Source organism: Tardiphaga sp. 813_E8_N1_3 (genome assembly GCF_051811025.1).
In the GTDB taxonomy this organism is placed as follows: Bacteria; Pseudomonadota; Alphaproteobacteria; order Rhizobiales; family Xanthobacteraceae; genus Tardiphaga.
On sequence record NZ_JBPWQE010000001.1, the window covers coordinates 626,079 to 639,184 of the forward strand.

The 13,106-nt window shown below is 60.5% G+C and carries 13 protein-coding genes and 1 tRNA gene; 9 read left to right on the forward strand and 5 right to left on the reverse strand.

Annotated features, from left to right (window positions below; genetic code table 11):
- Positions 1-309 precede the first annotated feature (309 nt).
- The 4 genes from AB8A33_RS02935 to AB8A33_RS02950 all read left to right on the forward strand — a co-directional run bounded on the left by AB8A33_RS02935 (position 310) and on the right by AB8A33_RS02950 (position 2,107).
- A complete protein-coding gene (locus tag AB8A33_RS02935) occupies positions 310-681 on the forward strand; it encodes a phasin (RefSeq protein ID WP_115033036.1) in 372 nt (123 codons plus the stop codon).
- 269 nt (positions 682-950) lie between these two features.
- A complete protein-coding gene (locus tag AB8A33_RS02940; RefSeq protein WP_116663246.1) occupies positions 951-1,385 on the forward strand; it encodes a phasin in 435 nt (144 codons plus the stop codon).
- 150 nt (positions 1,386-1,535) lie between these two features.
- Positions 1,536-1,612: transfer RNA gene (locus AB8A33_RS02945), tRNA-His, on the forward strand.
- A 264-nt stretch (positions 1,613-1,876) separates the two neighbouring features.
- Entirely contained in the window at positions 1,877-2,107 is a 231-nt protein-coding gene (locus AB8A33_RS02950; protein WP_439091353.1) for a hypothetical protein, read from the forward strand.
- Between the two features lie 30 nt (positions 2,108-2,137).
- Here the strand turns inward: AB8A33_RS02950 and AB8A33_RS02955 are convergent, their stop codons facing one another.
- Positions 2,138-2,785: an SGNH/GDSL hydrolase family protein gene (locus AB8A33_RS02955; RefSeq protein WP_439091354.1), complete on the reverse strand. Its 648-nt coding sequence runs from the start codon at positions 2,783-2,785 to the stop codon at positions 2,138-2,140.
- Positions 2,786-3,213: 428 nt separating this feature from the next.
- Here AB8A33_RS02955 and AB8A33_RS02960 point away from each other — a divergent pair, with 428 nt between their 5' ends.
- From AB8A33_RS02960 to AB8A33_RS02970, 3 genes are all read left to right on the forward strand, one after another.
- Positions 3,214-3,408: a hypothetical protein gene (locus AB8A33_RS02960; RefSeq protein WP_439091355.1), complete on the forward strand. Its 195-nt coding sequence runs from the start codon at positions 3,214-3,216 to the stop codon at positions 3,406-3,408.
- 69 nt (positions 3,409-3,477) lie between these two features.
- A complete protein-coding gene (locus tag AB8A33_RS02965) occupies positions 3,478-3,849 on the forward strand; it encodes a hypothetical protein (protein ID WP_439091356.1) in 372 nt (123 codons plus the stop codon).
- Between the two features lie 209 nt (positions 3,850-4,058).
- Positions 4,059-4,739 (forward strand): AAA family ATPase, encoded by a 681-nt coding sequence (locus AB8A33_RS02970; protein WP_439091357.1) that lies wholly within the window; start codon positions 4,059-4,061, stop codon positions 4,737-4,739.
- A 68-nt stretch (positions 4,740-4,807) separates the two neighbouring features.
- On the opposite strand, the gene AB8A33_RS02975 is transcribed toward AB8A33_RS02970, so the two are convergent.
- Together AB8A33_RS02975 and AB8A33_RS02980 are read right to left on the reverse strand one after the other, a co-directional pair.
- Positions 4,808-7,210, reverse strand: a complete 2,403-nt coding sequence (locus AB8A33_RS02975) for an EAL domain-containing protein (RefSeq protein WP_439091358.1) — start codon at positions 7,208-7,210, stop codon at positions 4,808-4,810.
- Between the two features lie 270 nt (positions 7,211-7,480).
- Entirely contained in the window at positions 7,481-7,756 is a 276-nt protein-coding gene (locus AB8A33_RS02980; RefSeq protein WP_089266249.1) for a metal-sensitive transcriptional regulator, read from the reverse strand.
- Between the two features lie 49 nt (positions 7,757-7,805).
- Here AB8A33_RS02980 and AB8A33_RS02985 point away from each other — a divergent pair, with 49 nt between their 5' ends.
- Positions 7,806-10,190 (forward strand): heavy metal translocating P-type ATPase, encoded by a 2,385-nt coding sequence (locus tag AB8A33_RS02985; RefSeq protein WP_439091359.1) that lies wholly within the window; start codon positions 7,806-7,808, stop codon positions 10,188-10,190.
- Between the two features lie 253 nt (positions 10,191-10,443).
- Here the strand turns inward: AB8A33_RS02985 and AB8A33_RS02990 are convergent, their stop codons facing one another.
- Both AB8A33_RS02990 and trxB read right to left on the reverse strand, forming a co-directional pair.
- On the reverse strand, positions 10,444-11,337 hold the full coding sequence (locus tag AB8A33_RS02990; RefSeq protein WP_089266250.1) for a LysR family transcriptional regulator: 894 nt from the start codon (positions 11,335-11,337) through the stop codon (positions 10,444-10,446).
- Between the two features lie 32 nt (positions 11,338-11,369).
- Positions 11,370-12,335 (reverse strand): thioredoxin-disulfide reductase, encoded by a 966-nt coding sequence (gene trxB, locus AB8A33_RS02995; protein WP_439087682.1) that lies wholly within the window; start codon positions 12,333-12,335, stop codon positions 11,370-11,372.
- 261 nt (positions 12,336-12,596) lie between these two features.
- On the opposite strand from trxB, the gene AB8A33_RS03000 reads away from it, so the two are divergent.
- Positions 12,597-13,076: an Lrp/AsnC family transcriptional regulator gene (locus tag AB8A33_RS03000; RefSeq protein WP_068730339.1), complete on the forward strand. Its 480-nt coding sequence runs from the start codon at positions 12,597-12,599 to the stop codon at positions 13,074-13,076.
- Positions 13,077-13,106: the final 30 nt, after the last annotated feature.

Here is a 13,106-nt window from a genome sequence, read left to right on the forward strand (position 1 = left end):
GGCCAAACGATGACATCCTTAATAATTCGTTAGTATCGCCCGCGCAGGCGCGCAGGTCCACGTCCCTCGCCCGTTCCAGCAGGCCAAAGCAGCAATAACGTTAATCCGCTCCGAGGGTTCGCCATTCTGTCGAACGGAGGGGCAGGGCCATGCGTTGGCAGTTGCAAAACAAAAACAAAGGTCCACGATGGGATCAGACGAGGACGGGACGCCGCGTCACATCGGCGATGCCAAGCTCGGCTAGATTGCAGTGGGCGACACGGGAGACGGGGCCGTGGATGGCTTCGTCAATGCAAAATGGAGCGGGACATGACCGACCAATTCGAAATTCCGAAGGAAATGCGCGCAATGGCCGAAGCCAGCTTCGACCAAGCCAAGCAGGCATTCGAGAAGTTTCTGGCCAGCGCCCAGAGCACGGCGTCGTCGATCGAAAACCGCGGTGAGACCGTGCGCGCCGGCGCCAAGGATGTCAGCACCAAGGCCATCGCCTATGCCGAGAAGAACGTCGCCGCGTCGCTGGATTATGCCCAGCAGTTGCTGCACGCCAAGGATCTCGGCGACGTCATGCGGCTCCACAGCGAATATGTGCAGTCGCAGATGAAGTCGCTGGCAGAGCAGGCCAGCGAAATGGGCCAGATCATGAGCCGCGCTGCCATGGACGCCGCCAAGCCCAAGAGCTGACCGGCTCCCTGCGCTCTCCGCTCTACAACCAGTGATTGATTTTAGCGAGTTCCATGACGTGGGCGCGCATTCGAGCCGGGTCTCATGCGATTTTGCGGCGCAATATTCTGTTGCGTCGCACAATTCCGACATGATATTGCGGTAAACACAACGACGCATCGCTGATGGCGATGCCGCTCTGTTTCCCGCCAGCTGATGAAAGGCACCGGTGCCTTCCGCAGCCTCCGCGGGTTTATTGATTTCACCCCCCACCACGAAGGATGCACGCTATGGCCGAATCGACCGATCCGTTCTCATCTTCCGTTATCCCGTTCCAGGTGCCGGAGCAGGTCCGCGCGTTCGCCGAAAAGGGCGTCTCGCAGGCGCGCGAGGGTTATGCCAAGTTCAAGGACGCTGCCGAGACCCATAACAGCACGGTTGAAGCTGTGTTCGGCACGGCCACCAAGGGCGCTGCCGAATATTCGGCCAAGCTGCTCGACATTGCCAAGACCAACACCAATGCGGGCTTCGACTTCGCCCAGTCGCTGATCGGTGTGAAGTCGCCGTCCCAGGCGATGGAGCTGTGGACCGCTTTTGCGCGCAGCCAGGTTGAAACCTTTACCGGTCAGACCAAACAGCTGGCCGAACTCGGCCAGAAGATCGCCTCCGAGACCGCCGAACCGATCAAGACCGGCGCTTCGAAGCTGTTCCAGCCGGCCGCCTGAGCCGATCGCACCGCCAAATAATCGAAAGCCCGGGCCGCAAGCCCGGGCTTTTGTTTGCGCCAAAAATCATCATCGCGGCCTTGCCAAAGTGATGCGTTGCACCTAGTTTCCCGCCTGTTCGGGACCCCTGATTTTGGGGCCGGTCAGGATGCAGTTGTAGCTCAGTTGGTTAGAGCGCCTGTTTGTGGAGCAGGAGGTCGGTGGTTCGAGACCACCCAACTGTACCATATAAATCAATCATTTAGCCGATTCGAGTGTGGCCGTTGCTTTGGGCTGCGGCAATGTCTGACCGCTTGGGTCGGGCCGGTAATGCCGGCACGCCGGTCAGATCATTCAGCGTGCCCACGATCTGCTCGGGGCTGTAGGACTTGGGCACGAACAGGCCACCTTCCGGCAACTCGACGTCCCAAATGGCCGCGTGCTTCCGCCAGGCCGGTCATGGAACTCGATTGCCATCGTTCCGTTGGCTTCCGAACGACAGGGAGGCAATCATGATCGACGCTGATATCAGCAATGCCGGTATTGCGATGATGTGCGACATCGCGCGCGCCTCCGGGCTCGATCTCAATGCCGAAAAACGTGCCGTGCTTGACGGGCTGATTGCCCAAGGGCTTGTCGAGGTAATCGATCAAGCCAAGCCGGCAGCGGGGCCGAAATTTAGGATCACGTTGAAAGGGCAGCAGCTCCTTGACGAGCGCGGCGTTGGCGTCAACGAGGCCTGATGCGGTTTTCTGCGTTGATCGCTTTCGCTGTTACTTGCCTTTGCAGAGGACGTCGCTGACCCCGCCGAGAACCGCCTTGGTCCAGATTGCATAGCCGGCATCATTCAGGTGAACGCCATCGGTTGTGTATTTCGCCGGCATGGACGGGATGGTGACAAGGCTCGCGCCAGCATCGCCGGCGATGCTTGGCAGCAACGTGTTGTAGTTGTCGGTCGCCCGGTCGTTGATGCGAGCACCATCGGACTTGCCAGCTTCAACAGGTGTCACGGTCGCTATGGCCATTCGTGGAGCCGTGGATTTCAGCGTCGTGAGCAAAGCGAGATAGTTGGTCCTGAATGTATCTGCATTCACAGGAGCGGCGGCATCGTTGAGTCCGAGGGAGACGACGACCATGGCGGCCTGCTTCCCGCCGAGTGCTTTTGTCAGCATGGCATCGAGACCGCTCGATGTCGTCGATCCGTCGATTCCGGCATTAACGATGGGTCGACCGCAAACTGCGCGGGGGAAGGTTGCGCGTTTGACGATGCTGTCGCCGAGGATGATGACGGGATCATCGACCTGTTTCAATGCTGCCTTGATCAGAAGTGGGCGCGGCGGCGTCGCGTCATTTCCTTTGGGCCATGCCGCCCAGCCGCACAATCCCACGAAGCCGATAATGCCAACACGGGCCCAGTTCATGATCGTGAACAGCCCGCGCAGGTTCGGAGTATCGCTTTTGTCTCACTGTTCATCCTGGACCGTCTCTCGCACGAGGTCGCGACGGGGTAACGGCGCCGCGATGTTCGGGAGAAACTACAGTGCCGGCGTGAAGGCAAGTCCGATCCCCGTCACGTCCGCCTTGCCAAGCGGGCAATCGTCTCCGACACTCCCACGATAACGTGCAACCAGGGGGAGACTATGCCGGTACGTCCAGGGATTTTGAGCGGGTGGCTTGCCATGTCACTCATGATCGGCGCGTTGTTCTCGGCGACGCCGTCACAAGCCTATACCGAGGATCAGCAACAGCTCTGCACCGGCGATGCCTTTCGGCTCTGCAGCTCAGCCATTCCGGACGTCGATCGCGTGACGGCCTGCATGGTCCAGAAGCGGGCGCAATTGAGCCCGGGTTGCGCGCAATTCTTTCGGGCAACGCCGGCCAGCGCGCGCAAACCCGCGGTCAAATCGCGAAGGGCGAAAAAACCGACTCGGTCGAGCTGATCAGGCTTCGCTTTCACCTGAACGGAAGTTTAGTCAGCGTGCAGAACGGCGTGATCTCGCCGAGTCGCTGCACCGTGACGCGGTCAAACGTGGCGAAAAAGTGAACCCGTGACAAACTGACACGTTGGTATCACGCCACGAAGCAACATCTCCAGACCACGAGGAGCGTCATTTTGAGCAGCGAAACCAATATCGACTACAAGGCCGAACTCAATCGGCATTTGGCCTGGTTCGAAACCAAACTTCCGCCCCGACCGGCTCGATTTGTAGGTTGGTTGCGCAAGCCCTCATCAAGGCTCGTTCGATTCCCGCTTGGCATTCTGCTGATTATCGGTGGGATTTTCAGCATTCTTCCTGTGCTCGGCCTCTGGATGTTGCCGCTCGGACTCATCCTCATCGCGCAGGATATTCCGCCGCTGGAAAAACCGGTGGCGCAATTTCTCGGTTGGCTTGAGCGAAAGTGGATCGAACGTCAGCGCGCGAAGGGCATTGCTATCGAAGGCCCGGATTCAACTCGTTCCAACGGCGCTGATAGCAAGATTTGAGCGTCTGACTTGATACCAGAGTGCGACAAAGTGGCGACAGGCGTACTACACCTGACTCATTTCGGGCCTGTTGCGCCGCACTGTGTGACTCAAAAACCAACATTCCAAACAAATCAGGCACATATCCTTGAATTACGCGTAAATATGACTTTAACGAATCAGCAGACTGATTCATTTTCGCCTCCTGGGGTCAATCTGGAGGCCAACATATGAACGTCATAGTTTTCGCATCGCGTAAAGGCGGCTCGGGGAAGAGTACCCTGGCTGCACATCTTGCTGCTCAGGTTCATAAATCAACGAAGCCTTGCTTGCTCATCGACGCGGATCCGCAGGGTTCGTTGACGCTGTGGCACAAGCTGCGGGGAACAAATGAACCGCCGCTGAAGATCGCAAATCGTAGCGTGACCGAAATGGTTGCCGCCGCGAAGCGTGATGGTTTCGAATGGGTGTTCATCGACACGCCGCCGAATACATCGGCTGTGGTCGACGATGCCATCAAGAACGCAACCATGGTGATCATTCCTGCGCGTCCCGGTGTGTTCGACGTCGATGCGGTGCAGGCGACGATCCAGAGCTGCCGCTCGGCCCGCAAGCCTTATGCGGTTGTCATCAACGGTGCGCCGGCACGCCGTGACGATTCCGAAAGCCGCATCGTGTCGATCGCCCGCGAAGCGCTCGCCAAGTTCAAGGCTCCGGTGTGGTCGGGTCAGATCACTAATCGTGCGGATCTGCTGCTGGCGCTCGGCCAGGGCGAAGGCGCCCGCGAATATCAGGCAGAAGGTCGCGCAGCCAGCGAGATCGGGAAGCTGTGGGCGGCGATCGAGCGTTCGATCAAGGCTATTCGCGGCAACGGATCGGCGACAGGCGCGATGCACAAGCAGGCGGCCTGATAGCCGTTCTGCTCTTTTGACCCCAGAAAAAGCGCGCGAGACCTTCGCGCGTTTTTTGTCGTTGGCGGCTATGCCGTGGCAGCTAAGTCTTCAACGATCGCGGCTGTAGCTGTCGTCGTTGTCTTGCCCTGGGTGATGTCCAGGAAATGCTCGATATGGGCGGGCCGTCCGAGCAGATAGCCTTGGACCTCGTCGCAACTCTCATCGCGCAAGAACTGAAGCTCCGCTTCGGTCTCAACGCCTTCAGCCAGCACGGGAAGTCCCAATCCGCGACCGAGACCGACTACCGCCCGCACGATCGCCGCGGCTTGGCTGTTGGTGTTGACTGATTTGATGAACGAGCCGTCGATCTTGATCTTGTCGAATGGAAAAGCACGCAAGTTCGACAGTGACGAATAGCCGGTGCCGAAATCATCCATCGCGATGTGAACGCCAATCGCCTTGATCCTGCGCAGGGTGGAGAGCGCGCGATCGAAATCGCGGATCAGGGCGGTTTCCGTGATCTCCAGTTCGAGCCGGTGCGCGGGTAAGCCCGTTTCCAGCAATATCTCATGGACGATTGCGACGAAATTGTCGTGATAGATCTGCACTGCGGATACGTTGACGGCGATGGTGAGCGGCTGCCTCCAGCTCGCGGCTTCCTGGCAGGCGGTGCGCAGCACCCATTCGCCAATGTCGAGAATCGCGCCGGTCTCCTCTGCAACGGGAATGAAGATATCGGGCGGCACGTTGCCGCGTACCGGATGCGCCCAGCGCAGCAGCGACTCGAAGCCGATGACCGTTCCGTTCTGAATGTCTTCTTGCGGCTGATAAGCCAGCTTCATCTGATTGCCGGCGATGGCGTGACGCAAATCGTGCTCGAGCATTCGCCGATCGCGAACCGCTTCGCCCATTTCGGACTCGAAGAAACGATAGGTGGCGCGGCCCTCAGTCTTGGCCCGATAAAGCGCAGTGTCCGCATGGTTGAGAAGCGTCTCTGGATCCGTGGCATCGTCGGGACAAACTGCGATGCCGATGCTGCTCGAGATGCCGTCGCTATCCGCTGCGTCCTTGGCGCGCAGCGTTTGGAGGATTTCCTCGGCGAGGCGTCCTGCTGCGTCGGCACTTGCCAGACCCGGCAGCAGAATGGCGAATTCATCGCCGCCGAGGCGGGCCATCATCTGCCCTTTTCTGAGCATTGCCGTGATACGTGACGCTGCGGTCTGCAGCACCTTGTCGCCGGCGGCATGACCGAACAGGTCGTTGACCTCCTTGAAACGGTCGAGATCGAGGTAGAGCACGGCGAGCTTCTTGCCGTCTGTCAGTGCTGTGATTTCCTGATCGATCCGTTCGTTGAAATGGCCGCGGTTGGGCAGCGATGTCAGTGCGTCGTGTTGGGCGAGATAGCGGATGTGCTGTTCTGCTTTCTTGCGCGCCCGCAGGTCGCGAACGGCGATCACCTGATGTGGCCGTCCGGCGAAATCGATCGGTCGCAGGATCACCTCGACGGGAATCACCGAGCCATCGCGATGGCGCAAGCTGGCTTCGATCGGCTGGTTCGGGTGAGTGAGCAATTTCCTGCGCGAGATGTCTTCCGGAAAACAGCTTTCCAGCCTGGTGCCGACAAACTTCGCAGCGGATGAGCCTGCGAGAGTGGCGAAGCTGGTATTGACGGTGACGACTTCGCTGCCGTCACAGACCAGCAGGCCCTCGACCGCGGCATTGGCAAGACCGAGCATGCGGTCGGCCTCAAGCTCCGAGCGTCGGTGGTCGCGGATATCGAGTATGATGCCGGCCAGTGCCATTCCGATGATGGCAAAGCTTGCGAGCGCGACACCGGTTGCGAGCCATCCGGCGGGCACGGCCAGTTGGGAAACCTCTACGGTGGGGTCGGGGATGATCGAGACCGCGCCCATCGCGGTGAAATGGTGGCTGCAGATCGCCAGCGTCAACAGCACGGCGCCGCTGATTTTCCATTTCTCCTCCGTGCTATAGAGAGCCACGGGAAGAGCCGCCGCGCCAATCAGCGCACCAAGCACGATCGATACGATGACGAGCACCGGATCCCACAGGATAACCCCGGGGATTTCGAGTGCTGCCATGCCGGTGTAATGCATTGCGGCGATGCCGCCGGCGACGATGGCGCCACCAAGCCATGGTCCGTGCCGCCAGTTCGGCAGCAATGATACCGCGAGTCCGGCACCGGTCAGCAGGATCGCCGCGACCAGCGACAGGAGGGTCAGAATGATATTGTAGCCGCTTGGAATTCCCGGCGAGAAGGCCAGCATCGCAACGAAATGCGTTGCCCAGATTCCGAAGCCGATGGAGATCGCTGACACCATCAACCATATGCCGCGCATCTGGCCGCTCGATCCGCGAGCGTGGCGCAACAGATTGACCGCAGCGAAGGATGCAAGCGCGCAGATGAGGGCTGCGAGCACCACGAGTTTCAGATCGTGGGCCGTCGCAATGCAATTATAGACCTTCAACATGAACCGATACCGCAACGGCGGGAATGCCGCGATTGCGGGCGAAGCTAGGGGGAATTGCGTAAGGAGACGTAAATACCGCCTGGCGGCTGAGCATACCGCATCCCCGCTTTATCGCTCAGCATGCTTACGGAAGTGCAAACTGGTATCTTTTCGCGCATTCCTATCTACCCACGCGGCAGCTCTGCTGCGTGCTGCACTTTTGCCGTGCAAAAACGATAACCAACGATCAACCCTGTCGCGAGCGGCCTGACGTATCGTTGATGTGAGCCGTCACCGGTCGACGCGGCTGACCACGTCCATCAACTCGGCGATCTTGCGGCGCTGGTCGGCCTTGTCGCCAGACGAGATCGCGTGCTCCACGCAATGCGCGACATGATCTCGCAGGATCTCCTCTTCGACCCGCCGCAAGGCTGCGCGGGCCGCGGCGATCTGCGTTACCACATCGATGCAATAGCGGTCGGCCTCGACCATGCCGGCAAGGCCGCGAACCTGGCCCTCGATCCGTTTGAGGCGTTTTAAACAGGACGTCTTGATTTCACTGCGCATGGGGTTCATATACCCCCATAGGGTATATGTTTCAAGAGCTGAGGTCGCGATGGCAGAGACAACTCACACGCATGCGGGGCACGATGCCCATGCCGGTCACACGCATGGCGCATGCTGTTCGCATGGTCACCATCACGACGAGGCTGCGCAGGCCAAAGTGCTCGATCCGGTCTGCGGCATGACTGTCGATCCCGCGACCGCCAAGAACCGCTTGATCTATCAGGGCCATGAATACTTCTTCTGTGGTGCCCGTTGCCGCGAGCGCTTCAACGCGGATCCCGAGAGCTTTCTGAAGCCGAAGGAGCCTGCACCGCCAGCGCCGGCCGGCACTATCTATACCTGCCCGATGCACCCGGAGATCCGTCAGGAAGGACCCGGGAGCTGTCCGATCTGCGGCATGGCGCTGGAGCCGGAGCAGGTCTCGCTCGACGACAAGCCCGATCCTGAACTGATCGACATGACCCGGCGCTTCTGGATCGCGCTGGCGCTGACATTGCCGGTGTTCGTGCTGGAGATGGGTGCGCATCTCGGCATGATGCAACTGGTATCGCAGACCACATCGAACTGGATCTCACTCGTGCTGGCGACACCCGTAGTGTTGTGGGCCGGCGCGCCATTCTTCGAGCGCGGTTGGCGTTCGGTAGTAACGCGTAATCTGAACATGTTCACGCTCATCGCCATGGGCACCGGTGTGGCGTGGATCTACAGCGTTGTGGCCACCTTCGCGCCCGGTTTGTTTCCCGATGCGTTCCGTGACCATCACGGGGCCGTGGCGGTTTATTTCGAAGCCGCTGCAGTGATCACCGTGCTCGTTTTGCTGGGACAAGTGCTCGAGCTGCGCGCGCGCAATCAGACGTCAGGTGCGATCCGCGCGCTGCTCGGGCTTGCACCGAAGACCGCGCGACGCATTGGCAACGACGGCGATGAGGACGTCGCCCTCGATGCCATTGCCATCGGCGATTTGTTGCGCGTGAGGCCGGGCGAGAAAATTCCGGTCGACGGCGTCGTTACCGAAGGGCGTTCGTCGGTGGATGAATCCATGGTGACCGGCGAGTCCATGCCGGTGAGCAAGGCCGAAGGCGCGCGCGTCATCGGTGGCACGGTCAACCAGAGCGGTGGCCTCGTGCTGCGGGCCGACAAGATCGGCCGCGATACGATGTTGTCGCGGATCGTCGACATGGTTGCCAAGGCGCAGCGCTCGCGCGCGCCGATCCAGCGTCTCGCGGATCGCGTCGCCGGCTGGTTCGTGCCGGCCGTGCTGGCTGCTGCAGTGATCGCATTCATCGCCTGGGCGACATTCGGGCCGGAGCCGCGTCTGTCGTTTGCGCTTGTTGCTGCGGTCACCGTGCTGATCATCGCGTGCCCCTGCGCGCTCGGTCTCGCAACACCCATGTCGATCATGGTTGGCGTCGGCCGCGGCGCCCATGCCGGCATTCTCGTACGTGACGCGCAGGCGCTGGAGCGCCTGGAAAGCATCGACACCATTGTGATCGACAAGACCGGTACGCTGACGGAAGGCAAGCCGAAACTGGTGAGTATCTCGCCAGCGGAAGGTTTCAACGAAAGCGACATTCTACAACTTGCTGCGAGTATCGAACGTTCCAGCGAGCATCCGCTGGCGCAAGCCATCGTCAATGAAGCAAAGCAGCGCAATGTGGTGCTGAGCGATACCAGCGACTTCGCCTCGCCGTCCGGCAAAGGCGCGTCGGGCATTGTCAATGGCAAGCGCGTAGCGCTGGGCAATGCGATGCTGATGGACGAATTGAAAGTGGATACGACGCGCTCCGACGGCGTCGCCGAGCTGGCGCGGCAGAACGGTGCGACTGCCATCTTCGTTGCCATCGATGGCAACGTTGCCGGCGTGATGGCGATTGCCGATCCCGTAAAGCCATCGGCGCAGGACGCGTTGAAGAAACTGCGCGCCGACGGCCTGCGGATCGTCATGCTCACCGGCGACAATGCGACGACGGCTAAAGCCGTCGCAAAGACACTGGGTATCGATGAGGTCGAGGCGGGTGTGTTGCCGGATCGCAAGAGTGACGTGGTCACGCGTTTGCTCGGTGAAGGCCGCCGGGTCGCGATGGTTGGCGACGGCGTCAACGATGCACCTGCGCTTGCCGCTGCGGATGTCGGCATCGCCATGGGCACGGGGACCGATGTCGCGATCGAGAGTGCTGGCGTGACGCTGCTGACCGGCGACCTGATGGGCCTCGTGCGTGCGCGCAAACTATCAAAGGCTGTGATGAGCAATATCCGGCAGAACCTGACATTTGCGTTCGTCTACAACGCGGCGGGCGTGCCGGTCGCGGCCGGTGTCCTGTATCCGATTTTCGGCATTCTGCTGTCGCCGATGATCGGGGCTGCCGCGATGGCGCTGTCCTCGGTGAGCGTGATCGGCAATGCGCTACGGTTGGCGAAGGTCAAGCTGGACTGACACTTCGCGTGCGCAAAAAAAAAGCCGGACTCAAACGAGTCCGGCTCTGAGGTATTGGCCTCGAGAGGCCGACACAATCACCTTCCAAGAGGGATTACTGAGACTCCGCGCCACTGGAGGAGGGGGACAAATGCGCAGCGCAAAATCTCAGCGTCTGAGAAGTATGATCCCTGCAGGTGGCATGCAGCAACGCATCACTTGGCATGTCTGACATGCTGGAAGCGTGGGCATATCAGCCCTGAAATATTGCGGGTTAGGACGGCCAGCGCTGCGCCTTGCTGACGATAAAGTCGCGGAACACCTGCACGCGGGCAACCGTCTTCAACTCTTCGGGATAAACAAAATAAGTATCGAGTTGAATCGAGTCCGACTCGCTGAAGAGCTGAACCAGGCGATCGTTTTCTTCGACCAGATAGTCCGGCAATGCTGCAATGCCCAAGCCCTGCTGGCAGGCGCGCATCAGGCCCAGAATATTGTTGACCTTGAAGTAGGGCTCGCGCGGGCCGGAGCCGTTACGCCCGGCATCGATCAGCCAGCTGCGGTTCTGCAGGTGCGGGGACACCTGCGCGTCGCTCAGCATGATGATGCGGTGCCCGTCGAGTTCGTCGAGGGTGCGCGGGGTGCCGAAATGCTTGATATATTCCGGCGAGCAATAAGCGTGGAATCCCATGGCGAACAGCTTGCGCTGGATCAGATCCGGCTGGGTCGGCTTGCGGGTACGGATGGCCACATCCGCCTCGCGCATCGACAGATCGAGTTCCTCGTCGGTCACGATCAGCGAAATGCGGATTTCCGGATAGAGCGCGGTGAACTCGCCAAGGCGCGGGATCAGCCAGTTGATGCCGACGCCCGGGGTCGTGGTGACCTTGAGGTCGCCGCTCGGCCGCTCGCGGCTGTCGGTCAGCTTGGCGCGTGCCGCCTGGAGCTGCATGAACACGTCATGAGCGGTGCGGAACAGCAGATCGCCCTGTTCGGTGAGGATCAGGCCGCGGGCGTGGCGGTGGAACAGCGAGACCGCCAGTTCCTGCTCCAGCGCGCTCACCTGTCGTGAGACTGCCGATTGCGACAGGCCCAGTTGCTCGCCTGCATGCGTGAAGCTCCCCGCTTCCGCTGCCGCGTGAAACACCTTCAGCTTGTCCCAGTCCATATCTGTAAATCCGTCGCGGGTTCGTTTGATCATTATTCGGCCGCTGCGCGGTCATGAGCATGCGCGGCGAGATAGCGTTCAGCTTCGAGGGCGGCCATGCAGCCCATGCCCGCGGCGGTGACCGCCTGCCGATAGGTTTCGTCCGCCACGTCGCCGGCGGCGAAGACGCCGGGCATCGAGGTTGCGGTGGAATTCGCGGCCACTTCGACATAGCCCGAGGGCTTCAGCTTGATCTGGCCCTTGATGAGTTCGGTCGCGGGCGCGTGGCCGATGGCAATGAAGACGCCGTCGGCCGGCACTTGAGTGGTTGCGCCGGTTTTGACGTTCTTCAGGCGCACATGGGTGACCTTGGCCGGGCCTTCGGTCCCGCAGATCTCGTCGAGCGCCGAGTCCCAGACCACCTTGATCTTCGGGTGCTTGAACAATCGCTCCTGCAGGATGCGTTCGGCACGGAAATGGTCGCGGCGATGCACGATGGTGACCTGCGAGGCGAAATTGGTCAGAAACAAAGCTTCCTCGACGGCCGTGTTGCCGCCGCCAACGACGATCACTTCCTTGTTGCGATAGAAGAATCCGTCGCAGGTGGCGCAGGCGGATACGCCGCCGCCCTGGAATTTCTCTTCCGACGGGATGCCGAGCCAGCGCGCCTGCGCGCCGGTGGCCAGGATCACGGTTTCGGCCAGATAGACATCGCCGCTGTCGCAGGTCAGGCGGAACGGACGCTGGCTCAGATCCATGTCACTGACCAGATCGGTGACGATCTTGGTGCCGACATGATGAGCCTGCTTCTCCATCTGCTCCATCAGCCAAGGGCCCTGGATGACGTCGGCGAAGCCCGGATAGTTTTCGACATCCGTGGTGATGGTGAGCTGGCCGCCGGGCTGAATCCCCTGGATCAGGACGGGCTCGAGCATCGCGCGTGCGGCGTAGATAGCTGCAGTGTAGCCAGCCGGGCCTGAGCCGATGATGACGACTTTGGCATGGATGGGGGCGGCCATGGTCGAGTCCCTTTCTGAAGGGAAATTGGTCATTGCTGAGGCGAAATGTGCCGGCGAACACGTCGCTGCGGCGTCGAAAGTCTTGTCTGCTAGTGTAGAATATCTGGCGAGCCATGCAAGAATTGCAATTCGTCCCGGCAATTTTTCCCCCGGAGACGCTTAATTTCTGCGATGCACGCGCAATAAAATTGCGCAAGTTGCGGCTCCTGCGCTAAGAGAGTTCAAACGGTTTCTTTGAATACCAGCCAGGATCCGCGCCGCGTGCCGAAAAGCCTAGACGACATCGACCTCAAAATTCTCAGTGAAATCCAGGCCGATGGCCGAATCACCAATGTGGAACTCGCCAAACGCGTCGGCATCTCGCCGCCGCCCTGTCTGCGACGGGTCCGGACCCTGGAAGAGGCTGGCTATATCCAGGGTTACCGCGGGTTGCTGGATCCCCGATTGCTCGGTTTCGACGTTACGGTGTTCGCCTCGGTCCACCTGTCGAGCCAGGCCGATGCTGATCTCAAGGCGTTCGAGGATTTCGTCCGCAAGGAGCCGTTGGTGCGGGAGTGCTGGATGCTATCGGGCGAGATCGACTTCATCCTGAAATGCGTGGCGCCCGACATGGCGACCTTTCAGGATTTCGTCGGCCATCTCACGGCCGCACCGCATGTCCGCAACGTCCGCACGTCTCTGGTTCTGCAGAATTCGAAATACGCAGCCGCCGTGCCGCTCGAGTTGAGGGCTGCGGATTAGCAGCGCGCGCTAAAAGCAAAGGGCGCCCAC